The 12,216-nt window shown below is 56.1% G+C and carries 14 protein-coding genes; all 14 read right to left on the reverse strand.

Annotated elements, in window-relative coordinates; genetic code table 11:
• Positions 1–19: 19 nt before the first annotated feature.
• The gene (locus tag ACA071_RS31800; RefSeq protein ID WP_497642600.1) at positions 20–556 is read right to left on the reverse strand and encodes a F0F1 ATP synthase subunit delta; all 537 of its coding nucleotides are present in this window, start codon (positions 554–556) and stop codon (positions 20–22) included.
• A 12-nt stretch (positions 557–568) separates the two neighbouring features.
• Entirely contained in the window at positions 569–1,039 is a 471-nt protein-coding gene (locus ACA071_RS31805; RefSeq protein WP_007948090.1) for a F0F1 ATP synthase subunit B, read from the reverse strand.
• 56 nt (positions 1,040–1,095) lie between these two features.
• Positions 1,096–1,353 (reverse strand): F0F1 ATP synthase subunit C, encoded by a 258-nt coding sequence (atpE, locus tag ACA071_RS31810; RefSeq protein WP_002555987.1) that lies wholly within the window; start codon positions 1,351–1,353, stop codon positions 1,096–1,098.
• A gap of 134 nt (positions 1,354–1,487) precedes the next feature.
• Entirely contained in the window at positions 1,488–2,357 is an 870-nt protein-coding gene (gene atpB, locus ACA071_RS31815; RefSeq protein WP_123515495.1) for a F0F1 ATP synthase subunit A, read from the reverse strand.
• 16 nt (positions 2,358–2,373) lie between these two features.
• Positions 2,374–2,781, reverse strand: a complete 408-nt coding sequence (locus ACA071_RS31820; RefSeq protein ID WP_008027539.1) for a F0F1 ATP synthase subunit I — start codon at positions 2,779–2,781, stop codon at positions 2,374–2,376.
• Between the two features lie 148 nt (positions 2,782–2,929).
• A complete protein-coding gene (locus ACA071_RS31825) occupies positions 2,930–3,802 on the reverse strand; it encodes a ParB/RepB/Spo0J family partition protein (protein ID WP_497642601.1) in 873 nt (290 codons plus the stop codon).
• Between the two features lie 9 nt (positions 3,803–3,811).
• On the reverse strand, positions 3,812–4,609 hold the full coding sequence (locus ACA071_RS31830) for a ParA family protein (protein WP_201196049.1): 798 nt from the start codon (positions 4,607–4,609) through the stop codon (positions 3,812–3,814).
• Between the two features lie 18 nt (positions 4,610–4,627).
• On the reverse strand, positions 4,628–5,272 hold the full coding sequence (gene rsmG / locus ACA071_RS31835; RefSeq protein ID WP_497642602.1) for a 16S rRNA (guanine(527)-N(7))-methyltransferase RsmG: 645 nt from the start codon (positions 5,270–5,272) through the stop codon (positions 4,628–4,630).
• The gene (mnmG, locus tag ACA071_RS31840; RefSeq protein WP_497642603.1) at positions 5,269–7,167 is read right to left on the reverse strand and encodes a tRNA uridine-5-carboxymethylaminomethyl(34) synthesis enzyme MnmG; all 1,899 of its coding nucleotides are present in this window, start codon (positions 7,165–7,167) and stop codon (positions 5,269–5,271) included. Before mnmG ends, rsmG begins: the two co-directional genes overlap by 4 nt.
• A 550-nt stretch (positions 7,168–7,717) precedes the next feature.
• Positions 7,718–9,088, reverse strand: coding sequence for a tRNA uridine-5-carboxymethylaminomethyl(34) synthesis GTPase MnmE (mnmE, locus tag ACA071_RS31845; RefSeq protein WP_497642604.1), 1,371 nt, complete (start codon positions 9,086–9,088; stop codon positions 7,718–7,720).
• A gap of 79 nt (positions 9,089–9,167) precedes the next feature.
• A complete protein-coding gene (gene yidC / locus ACA071_RS31850; protein WP_497642605.1) occupies positions 9,168–10,856 on the reverse strand; it encodes a membrane protein insertase YidC in 1,689 nt (562 codons plus the stop codon).
• A gap of 2 nt (positions 10,857–10,858) precedes the next feature.
• Positions 10,859–11,104 carry a membrane protein insertion efficiency factor YidD gene (gene yidD / locus ACA071_RS31855; RefSeq protein ID WP_080761984.1) on the reverse strand — a complete coding sequence of 82 codons (246 nt, stop codon included), beginning with the start codon at positions 11,102–11,104 and terminating at the stop codon, positions 10,859–10,861.
• A complete protein-coding gene (gene rnpA / locus ACA071_RS31860; protein WP_054048735.1) occupies positions 11,097–11,498 on the reverse strand; it encodes a ribonuclease P protein component in 402 nt (133 codons plus the stop codon). The genes yidD and rnpA overlap by 8 nt, the downstream gene beginning before the upstream one ends.
• A 16-nt stretch (positions 11,499–11,514) precedes the next feature.
• The gene (gene rpmH / locus ACA071_RS31865; protein ID WP_003213577.1) at positions 11,515–11,649 is read right to left on the reverse strand and encodes a 50S ribosomal protein L34; all 135 of its coding nucleotides are present in this window, start codon (positions 11,647–11,649) and stop codon (positions 11,515–11,517) included.
• Positions 11,650–12,216: the final 567 nt, after the last annotated feature.

Consider the following 12,216-nt stretch of genomic DNA (forward strand, 5'->3'; position numbering starts at 1 on the left):
CTCTGCTGCCCCTTCAAACTCAAGATTTCAATGCTTCGGCAAGGTTCGCGAGTTTGCCGCGAACCGAGCCATCGATAACCAGGTCGCCGGCGCGGATGACAATGCCCCCAATAAGGGATTTGTCTTCCTCGACTTGCAGGCGCACTTCCCGGTTGAGTCGTGCACTGAGAACCTTGGCGAGTTTGTCTTGCTGTTCTTGGTTCAATGCAAAAGCACTGGTCACTTCAACGTCTACCGACTTCTCTTGTTCGGCCTTGTACAGGTCAAACAGAGCGGATATCTCCGGCAAAAGCGGGAGACGGTCGTTTTCGGAAACGACGTTGATGAAGTTCTGTGCCTTGGCATCAAACTTGTCGCCGCACACGTCAATAAACGTGGCGGCCTTGTCTGCGCTCGTCAGTCGCGGGGCCTTGAGCACGCGCTGCATAGTGTCGTCTTGCGACACTGCTGCAGCCAGGCCGAGCATGGCTGACCAAGAGGCCAGTTGCTGGTGGGCCTGGGCGTGCTCGAAGGCTGCCTTAGCGTAAGGTCGGGCCAACGTGGTCAATTCTGCCATGATCGCCCTCGCTTAAATTTCAGCAGCCAGTTTGTTTACCAGCTCCGCGTGCGCGTTTTGATCGATTGTGGAACCCAGGATCTTCTCGGCGCCGGAGACTGCCAGGCTACCCAATTGGGCACGCAGCGCGTCTTTGACACTGTTCAGTTCCTGCTCGATCTCGGCCTGAGCCTGAACCTTCACACGGTCAGCGTCGATACGGGCCTTTTCAACGGCCTCTTCAACAATCTGGTTACCGCGTTTCTTGGCTTGCTCAATGATTTCGGCTGCCTGAGCTTTAGCTTCGCGCAGTTGTTGACCCGCTTTATCTTGGGCCAACTCCAGGTCGCGAGCTGCTCGGGCGGCAGCGTCCAGTCCATCCGCGATCTTCTTCTGACGTTCGTGCAAAGCCGCGATGACCGGAGGCCACACGAACTTCATGCAAAACAGTACAAAAATGAAGAACGCAACGGACTGGCCAATCAGGGTTGCATTAATGTTCACGCCAACACCTCGCTCGTTCGTTGCACATCAAACCAATCACTCGAAGGTTCGAGTGATTAGCCAGCGAGTTGACCAACGAATGGGTTCGCGAAGGTGAAGAACAGAGCGATACCAACACCGATCATGGTTACGGCGTCGAGCAGACCGGCAACGATGAACATTTTGACTTGCAGCATTGGAACCATTTCTGGCTGACGCGCTGCGCCTTCCAGGAACTTGCCGCCCAACAGGCCGAAACCAATTGCGGTACCCAGTGCGCCCAGGCCGATCAACAGTGCAACAGCGATAGCGGTTAGACCAACTACAGTTTCCATCTTTCCTCCCGACTTTTACGTCGTATGGTTTAGGTTTTTTAGATTTTAAAGCGGTAAAACAAATCGTTTCATAAGCCCTGTTCGGGCACCCACTCGTTTGACCGAGTGGGACATCAGACTAGTCGAGACTGGTCTTAATGGTTCTCTTCGTGCGCCATCGACAGGTAAACGATGGTCAGCATCATGAAGATAAACGCCTGCAGGGTGATGATCAGGATGTGGAACACAGCCCACGCCCACTGCAGAACTACGCCCAGGCCGCTAAGCCAGAGCAGACCGCTGCCGAACATCACAGCAATCAGAATGAAGACCAGCTCGCCGGCGTACATGTTGCCGAACAGACGCAGTGCCAAGGAGATTGGCTTGGCGATCAGGGTGACGAATTCCAGCAGGAAGTTCACCGGGATCAACAGCGCTTGCAGGAAAATGTTCTTGCTGCCAAACGGGTGCAGGGTCAGTTCGCCGATGAAGCCGCCGATGCCCTTGACCTTGATGCTGTAGAAAATGATCAACGCGAACACCGACAGGGCCATGCCCAGGGTAGCGTTCGGGTCAGTGGTCGATACGGCACGGAACGGAATGTGCGAATCGCCAGTGATCAGGATGGCCAAATGAGGAATCCAGTCGACCGGGATCAGGTCGACGGCGTTCATCAGAAAGACCCAGACGAAGATAGTCAGTGCCAACGGTGCAATCACCGGGCTACGACCATGGAAGCTGTCTTTCACGCTGCCATCGACGAATTCGACCAATACTTCAACGAAGTTCTGCAAAGCACCTGGTTGACCGGAAGTCGCCTTCTTTGCCGCCATGCGGAAAATCAGAACGAAGATCAGACCCAACGCGACAGACCAGCCGAGAGTATCGACGTGGAAAGCCCAGAAGCCCATTTCTTTGGCCTCTGCTGCGGTGTGGGCAAAGCCCCAGCCGCCGGTAGGATGCTGACCGAAGGTCAGGTTCTGCAAGTGGTGCTGGATATAGCCCGAAGCGGTTGTCTCTGCCATGGTTGCCTCAAACGCCCTAAGGTCTCGAAAGTCTTGTTCTCATCAGCAGGGGCGCGAACCAGCTGACCAGTTGGGTCAACACGAAGACGCCGAATACAGCTAGCGGCGCCAATGGCTTCACACCTGCAAACGTCAATGCAAAGAGCACTGCCGTCAAAATTAGTTTGCCCGCCTCGCCGGCATAAAAAGACCGGACGATGGCTTGAGCTGCTCGGGCGCCGGAAAACCGAAATGCCCTGTGAGCGAAATAAACATTGGGTAACAAGGCTATCAGGCCTCCGCAGAGTCCTGAGTACCCGGCAACGACTCCGTGCCATTGCCAGAGCGCCAAAGCGGCAATGAGCAAAACGACAAATTGAGCCATTAACACCGGAAAAACTGCCAGGCGATGGAACGGCAAGCGGTTTGGCGTGCGGGTTTCCATCACTTTTACTCCCCAATGGTCGGCTGCCAGAATTCAATAACTTGGCATAATTTGTGCCGACAAAATGCGCGCAGAGTATAGGGGCGGTTCGGCCCCTATTCAACTGTCAGGTAGTGATTTCCGACTGCGCGCTACATGAGGAAATGTTTCAGCGGATGTGCGCAAGCACGCCTTGAAGCTCGTCGAGTGAGTTGTAACCAATCACCAACTGTCCTTTGCCCTTCTTTCCGTGGCGGATCTGCACCGCAGAGCCTAGGCGCTCGGCCAGACGCTGCTCGAGTCGAGCGATATCCGGGTCGGGTTTTGCTGCTTCCACAGGCTCCGGTTTGCCACTCAACCACTGGCGAACCAGTGCCTCAGTCTGGCGCACGGTCAGTCCGCGTGCGACAACGTGTCGCGCCCCTTCAACCTGCTGATTCTCCGGCAAACCCAGTAAAGCACGTGCGTGGCCCATTTCAAGGTCGCCGTGGGACAGCATGGTCTTGATGACTTCCGGCAACGCAATCAGACGCAACAGGTTGGCCACGGTAACGCGGGACTTACCCACAGCCTCGGCAACTTGTTGCTGGGTCAGCTGGAATTCCTGCTGCAAACGCTGCAGGGCAACCGCTTCCTCGATCGGATTGAGGTCTTCACGCTGGATGTTCTCGATCAGCGCCATGGCGATGGCGGTTTCGTCCGGCACATCGCGAACCATCGCCGGGATGGTTTCCTGGCCAGCCTGTTGGCTGGCACGCCAGCGACGTTCGCCGGCGATGATTTCGAAGCGACCATTACCAATCGGACGAACCACGATCGGCTGCATTACGCCCTGGGCCTTGATCGACAACGCCAGTTCTTCGAGCGCCTGAGGATCCATGTCCCGACGCGGCTGATACTTGCCACGCTGGATCAGGTCCAGGGGCAGGTGTTGCAGCTCACGCTGATCGGCTTGTACCGCTTGCTCTTCGAGCGAGCTGACAGTCGGACCACTCAGCAGTGCATCCAGTCCACGTCCGAGACCTCGTTTCTTGACGGCCATGGGGATTCCTTAAGTTGCCTGGGCGGCGGCGGTGCGAGAGTTTTTGCGTTGACGGCGAACTACTTCGCCCGCCAATGCCAGGTAGGCGATGGCGCCACGCGATGATTTGTCGTACGCCAGCGCCGGCATGCCATAGCTTGGCGCTTCGGCCAGGCGGATGTTGCGCGGAATCACGGTGTCGTAGAGCTGCTCGCCGAAGTGTTCCTTGAGCTGGGCCGAGACATCGTTCATCAGGCTCAGGCGCGGGTCATACATGGTCCGCAACAGGCCTTCGACTTTCAGATTCGGGTTCAGCAGTTCGGCGATGCGCTTGATGTTATCCACAAGGTCGCTCAAACCTTCGAGCGCAAAGTACTCGCACTGCATGGGGATAATCACCCCATCGGCCGCCACCAACGCGTTCAGGGTCAGCATCGACAGCGACGGCGGGCAGTCGATCAAAATGTAATCGTAGTTTTCACGGATCGGCGCCAACGCACTGCGCAGACGACTTTCTTTCATCTGCATTTCCAGCAGAACCACTTCGGCCGCCGTCAAATCGCGGTTGGCCGGCAACAGCTGGTAACCACCGTGCTCGGAGAAGTGCATGGCTTGGGCCAGGTCGCACTCACCAATCAACAGGTCGTAGACCGAGTTTTCCAGGCCGTGTTTATCCACACCGCTACCCATGGTGGCGTTGCCCTGTGGATCGAGATCGATCAACAACACCCGACGCTTGGTAGCGACCAGGGAAGCTGCGAGGTTGATGCAGGTGGTGGTCTTGCCCACACCACCCTTTTGGTTCGCTATCGCGAATACCTTAGCCATTCTTGCTTGTGTTCCCAATCATGCCGTGCGGCGCAGTATCAGCAGATGGCGTTGGCCTTGGCAACCGGGTACGGCCAGGGCGTGTTCGCTATCGAGGTGGAAGTCTGCCGGCAATGCTACCAGCTCATCGGCGGGATGAACGCCCTTCATTGCCAGCCAACGCGTATCGCGGTCGCCGAGGTGGCGAGTCCAGTTGCTGAAGTTTTCCATGCTGCTGAACGCCCGGGAGATGATCCCGTTGAATGGCAGTTCTGGTCGGAATTCTTCGACGCGACTGTGGATAACTTGCAGGTTATCCAGTTTCAGTTCGAGTTTGACCTGGGTCAGGAAGCGGGTTTTCTTGCCGTTGCTGTCCAGGCAGGTCACTTGGGACTCTGGAAACAGGATGGCCAACGGAATACCCGGCATGCCGCCGCCGCTGCCAACGTCCAGCCAGCGACCGTTTTCCACATACGACATCACGCTCAAGCTATCGAGCAAATGACGGGACACCATTTCGTCCGGATCGCGTACGGCAGTGAGGTTGTAGGCCTTGTTCCATTTTATCAACAGGGCCAGATAACCCAGCAGCAACGCGTGCTGGGTTTCTGTCAGTGTGACACCGAGCTGGCGAGCACCTGTGGATAACTCTTCTGCATGTTGCGAGGTGACCAACGAACTCAAGCGCTTTGCTCCAACTGACGGCCCGCGCCGCGTTTTTTCAAATGAATCATCAACAGCGAAATCGCTGCCGGGGTCACGCCCGGGATACGCGACGCCTGGCCCAGGGTTTCTGGACGGGTCGCACCGAGCTTGCTCTGGATCTCTTTGGAGAGACCGGAGATGTTTGTGTAATCGATATCCACAGGCAGTTTGGTATCTTCGCTGGCCCGCAGACGAACGATTTCATCCTGCTGGCGATCGATGTAGCCGGCGTATTTGGTCTTGATTTCGACCTGCTCGGCGACCTGTGGATCTTCTGCACCACCGCCAGTGACGGCGATCAGACCAGCGTAGTCGATTTCCGGACGGCTCAAGAGGTTCAGCAAGTTGTATTCGTGGGTCAGTGGCGTGCCGAACTTTTCGGAAATCGCATCGCCCTGCTCGGTGCCCGGGCGAACCCAGGTACTTTTCAGGCGCTGCTCTTCGAGATCGATGCTTTCGCGTTTTTTGCAGAACGCAGCCCAACGCGCGTCATCCACCAAACCGAGTTCGCGACCTTTTTCGGTCAAGCGCAGGTCAGCGTTGTCTTCGCGCAGGATCAGCCGGTATTCGGCCCGGGACGTGAACATCCGGTACGGTTCCTGGGTACCCAGGGTAATCAGGTCATCGACCAACACCCCGATGTACGCCTCGTCGCGACGCGGACACCAGGCGTCTTTGCCCTGTGCGCGCAGTGCGGCGTTGGCCCCGGCCAGCAAACCCTGGGCGCCGGCTTCTTCGTAACCGGTGGTGCCGTTGATTTGCCCGGCGAAAAACAGACCGCCAATCACTTTGGTTTCCAGGCTGTACTTCAGGTCACGCGGATCGAAGTAGTCGTACTCGATGGCGTAGCCCGGGCGAACGATGTGCGCGTTTTCCATGCCGCGGATCGATTGGACGATCTGCAATTGCACGTCGAACGGCAGGGAAGTGGAAATCCCGTTCGGGTACAGCTCGTGGGTGGTCAAGCCTTCCGGTTCGATGAAGACCTGATGGCTTTCCTTGTCGGCAAATCGGTGGATCTTGTCTTCGATCGACGGGCAATAACGCGGGCCGATGCCTTCGATCAACCCTGCATCGGAATACATCGGCGAACGGTCGAGGTTCGCGGCAATGATTTCGTGGGTCCGGGCGTTAGTGTGGGTAATCCAGCAGCTGACCTGTTTCGGGTGCTGCTCTTTGGAACCCATGAACGACATCACCGGGATCGGCGTATCGCCTGCTTGCTCCGTCATCACCGAGAAATCCACAGAGCGACCATCGATACGCGGCGGTGTACCGGTTTTCAGGCGACCGACGCGCAGTGGCAACTCACGCAAACGGTGAGCCAGGGCAATCGAGGGCGGATCACCGGCGCGACCGCCAGAATAATTCTGCATGCCGATGTGGATAAGTCCACCGAGGAAGGTGCCAGTGGTCAACACCACGGAATCGGCGAGGAAACGCAGACCCATTTGGGTGACAACACCGCGCACTTGTTCCTGTTCGACGATCAGGTCATCGGCAGCTTGTTGAAATATCCACAGGTTCGGCTGGTTTTCCAGGGCTTCGCGGACAGCGGCCTTGTACAGAACCCGGTCGGCTTGAGCGCGAGTCGCTCGCACGGCCGGGCCTTTACGGCTGTTCAACACGCGAAACTGAATACCGCCTTTATCGGTCGCCATGGCCATCGCGCCGCCAAGGGCATCGATTTCTTTGACCAGATGGCTTTTGCCGATCCCGCCAATGGCAGGGTTGCAACTCATGGCACCGAGGGTTTCCACGTTATGCGTCAGCAACAGGGTTTTTGCCCCCATACGTGCTGACGCCAGTGCTGCCTCGGTACCGGCATGACCGCCGCCGATGACGATCACTTCAAAACGGGAAGGGAAATCCACCACGCACCTCGTGCCTGCTTCAGTTAGGTAATCCGGAATAGGTTGGTCTCAGGTTTTTGGACCTGGTCGGCAAGTATAGGGACTTCGCCCTTCCTAAAGAACCCTTTGCACAAAATTTAACCAGCTGTGGAGAAGTCGGGGTTATAGAAATTAAAAAGAGAGAAATTTATTAAATCTTTGTTTTTATGTTTATTTCTACTGAGCGCCATTTCTGTGGATAGATCTCTACAAGCCTTTATATTCAATATGTACAGAGATTCAAAACCCTGTGGTCATGTGCCAAGGAGGCCCTTGGATAACCGGTGTAAGCCTGTGGATGAAAGAGGTGGTTATCCACAGAGGGGTTTATCTTCAGTTTTCAGGCCCTGTTATCAACTGCCCTTAGTGGCAGTTATTCACAGGGCTTAATCCACAGAAAAGCCTTAAATGAGCGAATCTCGGGCACGGGAAATCCGCTCAAGCAGAAAGAATCTGCTCGGCACTGGAGGAAAGTTTCAGAAAAGGAGGGAACAGACAGGCACGAGCGGCCTGTCTGTGAACAACGGAGGGACTATTTACCGATGCAGAAGCTGGAAAAGATTCGTCCCAGCAGGTCATCGGAGCTGAAGGCGCCGGTTATTTCGCCTAAAGAGTGCTGCGCCTGACGCAGATCCTCAGCCAATAGCTCGCCGGCACCTGCCAAGGTCAGCTGCGCACGGCCGTGCTCGAGGGATGCACTGGCATGTCGCAGCGCCTCCAGGTGGCGCCGGCGTGCGCTGAAGCTGCTTTCCGAGGTCTGCTCGTAGCCCATGCAGGTCTTGAGGTGCTCACGCAGCAACTCAAGGCCTTCGCCCGCAGACTTGGCGCTCAAGCTGATGGTGACATGGCCATCGGCGCTGACTTCCAGGGCAATCGCTTCGCCCGTCAGGTCAGCCTTGTTACGGATCAGCGTGACTTTGGCCGGGTCAGGCCGGGTTTCCAGGAATTCTGGCCACAGCGCAAACGGATCAAGCGCTTCCGGTGCCGTAGCATCCACGACCAACAACACCCGATCCGCTTCACCGATGGCTTTTAGCGCCCGTTCAACGCCGATTTTTTCCACTTGGTCATCGGTATCACGCAGGCCTGCAGTGTCGACCACGTGCAACGGCATGCCGTCGATGTGGATATGTTCGCGAAGAATGTCCCGGGTAGTGCCGGCGATCTCGGTGACGATCGCCGCTTCACGACCGGCCAAGGCATTCAACAGGCTGGATTTACCGGCATTCGGCCGTCCGGCAATCACGACATTCATCCCGTCCCGCAACAAGGCACCCTGCCCGGCTTCGCGAAGGACTGTGGATAATTCATCACGTACTTTGTCGAGCATGCTCAGCACGTGGCCATCGGCAAGGAAGTCGATTTCTTCTTCCGGGAAGTCGATGGCGGCCTCCACATAGATGCGCAGGCCAATCAGCTGCTCAGTGAGGTTATGCACACGCTGGGAAAACGCACCTTGCAAGGAACGCAGGGCATTTCGCGCCGCTTGAGCAGAACTTGCCTCGATCAGATCGGCAATTGCCTCGGCCTGGGCCAGGTCGAGCTTGTCGTTGAGGAAGGCGCGTTCGCTGAATTCACCTGGCCGGGCCAAGCGGCAACCCAGTTCCAGGCAACGCTTGAGCAGCATATCCAGCACGATCGGGCCGCCGTGTCCCTGCAGTTCGAGCACGTCTTCGCCGGTGAATGAGTTCGGGCCGGGGAAATACAGGGCGATGCCTTCGTCCAGCACCTCTTCGTTTTCACTGAGGAACGGACCGTAATGGGCATACCGCGGTTTCAGTTCGCGGCCGCTGATGGCTTTGGCCGCCACACTCGCCAGCGGCCCGGAAATACGGACGATGCCCACACCGCCACGACCTTGAGCGGTGGCGACGGCAGCGATGGTTTCACGAGGAACGCTCATAAACCGGTATCCAGACAAAAGTGACAGATAGCAAAACGCCCCACTAGGGGGCGTTTTGAGTGGTTAACCACAGAGTAAGTTACGCAGCGGCGTTTTTGGTAGCAGCTTCGATCTTACGGGTGATGTACCACTGTTGGCTGATGGACAGGACGTTGTTGACGACCCAGTACAGCACCAGACCCGCCGGGAACCACAGGAAGAAGAAGGTGAAGATGATTGGCATCAGCTTCATCACCTTGGCCTGCATCGGATCCGGAGGCGTTGGGTTCAAGCGCTGCTGGATGAACATGGTTGCACCCATGATGATCGGCAGGATGAAGAACGGATCCTTGATCGACAGGTCAGTAATCCACAGCATGAACGGCGCCTGGCGCATTTCCACGCTTTCCAGCAGAACCCAGTACAGCGAAAGGAAAACCGGCATCTGCACCAGGATTGGCAAGCAGCCGCCCAGTGGATTGATCTTCTCTTTCTTGTACAGCTCCATCATGGCTTGGGACATTTTCTGCCGGTCGTCGCCATGTTGCTCTTTCAGCGCGGCCAGTTTCGGCGCCACTGCACGCATGCGCGCCATGGATTTGTAGCTGGCAGCCGACAACGGGAAGAAAAGCCCTTTGATCAGCATGGTCAGGAAGATGATCGACCAGCCCCAGTTACCGACAATGGCGTGGATGTGTTGCAGCAACCAGAAGATTGGCTGGGCAATGAACCACAGAATGCCGTAGTCGACGGTCAGTTCCAGACCTGGGGACAACTCTTTCAGCACAGCCTGGCTTTTCGGGCCGGCGTACAGAACGGCGCTGACTTCACCTTTTGCACCAGGTGCAACGGTCACTGCCGGAGCGGTGTAACCGATGATGTAGTTGCCTTTGCTGTCTTTACGGGTCTGGACGACATTGTTTTCGCCCTTCGCCGGAATCCACGCGGTCACGAAGTAGTGTTGCAACCAGGCAACCCAACCACCGTTAACGGTTTCTTTCAGCTGAGCCTTGTCCATGTCCTTCATCGACACTTTCTTGTACGGCTCGTTACTTGTCCACAGGGCGGCGCCCAGGTAAGTCGCGGTGCCGGTGGCAGTGCTGGAAGAAGGATCGGAGCTGGCGTCACGCTTCAGTTGGGCGAACATCGCACCCGACCAAGGCTTGGCGCTTTCGTTATCGATCAAGTAGGAAACGGTTACGTCATACAGGCCACGTTTCACAGTGAAACGCTTGATGTAGTTGACGCCGTCCTTGCTGAACTTCAGGTCCACGACCAATTGGTCCTGACCGTCAGCCAACTGGTAAATCTTCTTCTCCGAGGCGTAAACCGGACGACCGGTTGGACTTGCGTCCGGACCGTCGGTGCCGATCAAACCGCTCTGGGCCAGATAAGTCCGCTCGTTGCCGTTATCGAACAACTGGAATGGAATTTCCGGATGGTCCTGGCGACGTGGATACAGCGGCAACGTCAATTGTGCAACATCACCACCTTGTGGATCGATTGCCAGGTTGAGCACATCCGTTTTGATCTGGATGAGGTCTTTGCTTACAGCTACTGGTGTTTCAGCAGGTGCAGTGGCACTGGTATCGCTTGCGGCGCGGGGAATGTCGTCACTGACAGAAGCATTATTGCCAGTCGCCGTGTCCGGTAGGCCCGGTGCGGTAGTACTGGAAGCAACATTCTGAGTCGGCAGGGCAGCCTGGCCATAGTCCTGGTTCCATTTAAGAACCATAACGTAGGACACGATTGCCAGGGCGACGATCAGGATCGTGCGTTTGATATCCATGATTACTCGGCCATCGAAGAAGAACGGGAGGTAGGGATAGGCGGAACCGGGTCATAACCACCGGGATTCCACGGATGACAGCGACCTAAACGACGAAAGGCCAGCCAGCCACCGCGCAGAAGGCCATGATTTTCTATGGCTTCATACGCGTAGCAGGAACAACTGGGGTAGAAACGACAGTGACTGGCCATCAGGGGACTAATGGCATAGCGATAAAACTGGATCGGAACGAGTGCCAGTTTACGCATCGGTACTGTCTACCCCTACAGTTTCGGTTTTGACTGCTGGTACCGGCGTGCTGCGTGCCAGACGCTTCCAGAGTTTGCCGAAATGCTGAATCAATTCGGGGTTTTCTACGTCCCCCAAACCTTTGCGCGCGACGATAACAATGTCCCAACCGACCAGTGAATCCTGGTTCAGGCGAAACGATTCGCGCATCAGACGTTTGAGGCGATTGCGCTCGACGGAGAGCTTTACGCTCTTTTTCCCGATAACCAGCCCGAGACGGGGGTGATCAAGATCGTTGTTGCGCGCAAGGAGCAGGAGATTTTTCCCCGGAACCTTGCCGGTAGGGGAGTCAAAGACTGCTTTGAAATGCCGGGGCGTTAGCAAACGCTTGTCCCGACTGAAGTCCTGACTCACCTCCAGTGCCGGATTATCAAACTGCCAGACGCGCACGACCTTTGGCGCGACGACGCGACAGGACGGCACGACCGTTTTTGGTAGCCATGCGAGCACGGAAACCGTGAGTACGAGCGCGTTTGATAGTGCTTGGTTGGAAAGTACGTTTCATTGTCGTGTTACCTGGTTCGTCCACAACGGGCCGGAATGGCCCCCGTTTTAAGAGACCGGGGATTCTAGAGAAAGCAAGCCTCTAGGTCAATTTCCAACCAGCGTTTCCTTATAAATAGATCTCCGGAGGTTTTCTCGCTCGACGCCTCTTCGCTAGATATAGAAATAAAGAAGGGAATTATTTAAAGCTTTTCTGTAAAGCTTATAAAAGCTAGGGACGCCATTCTCTGTGGATAACTGCCTTAAGCCCATATAAGCCGTGATGTACAGAGAATGACAACTACAGTGGAAAACGGTGGTCAGCCTGTGCTGCGCTGTCGGATAAGCTGTGTGTGGAATGGTCAGTTATCCACAGGCCAGTTATCCACCGAGTTTACCCCCCACTTGTCCAGTGCCCTCATGGGCGGTTATCCACAGAGCTTATGCACATACCGCTGGTCGCCTTTTCAACAGTTAACGCATTGATAATTCATGGCCTGTGCGCAACCTGCATGTGGATAAGTGGGCGTCTGGCCGCTACAATGGCCGCTTGTTTTTGCCTCACCGGCTTTCAACTTAGGGGATATCC

The sequence above is a fragment of the Pseudomonas sp. LBUM1646 genome (assembly GCF_059716165.1).

Bases quoted from the DNA above. Each gene is read 5' to 3' on its own strand.
- ACA071_RS31800 (WP_497642600.1), bottom strand. From the start codon at position 556: ATGGCAGAATTGACCACGTTGGCCCGACCTTACGCTAAGGCAGCCTTC.
- atpE (WP_002555987.1), bottom strand. From the start codon at position 1,353: ATGGAAACTGTAGTTGGTCTAACCGCTATCGCTGTTGCACTGTTGATC.
- atpB (WP_123515495.1), bottom strand. From the start codon at position 2,357: ATGGCAGAGACAACCGCTTCGGGCTATATCCAGCACCACTTGCAGAAC.
- ACA071_RS31820 (WP_008027539.1), bottom strand. From the start codon at position 2,781: ATGGAAACCCGCACGCCAAACCGCTTGCCGTTCCATCGCCTGGCAGTT.
- ACA071_RS31825 (WP_497642601.1), bottom strand. From the start codon at position 3,802: ATGGCCGTCAAGAAACGAGGTCTCGGACGTGGACTGGATGCACTGCTG.
- ACA071_RS31830 (WP_201196049.1), bottom strand. From the start codon at position 4,609: ATGGCTAAGGTATTCGCGATAGCGAACCAAAAGGGTGGTGTGGGCAAG.
- mnmE (WP_497642604.1), bottom strand. From the start codon at position 9,088: ATGAGCGTTCCTCGTGAAACCATCGCTGCCGTCGCCACCGCTCAAGGT.
- yidC (WP_497642605.1), bottom strand. From the start codon at position 10,856: ATGGATATCAAACGCACGATCCTGATCGTCGCCCTGGCAATCGTGTCC.
- yidD (WP_080761984.1), bottom strand. From the start codon at position 11,104: ATGCGTAAACTGGCACTCGTTCCGATCCAGTTTTATCGCTATGCCATT.
- rpmH (WP_003213577.1), bottom strand. From the start codon at position 11,649: ATGAAACGTACTTTCCAACCAAGCACTATCAAACGCGCTCGTACTCAC.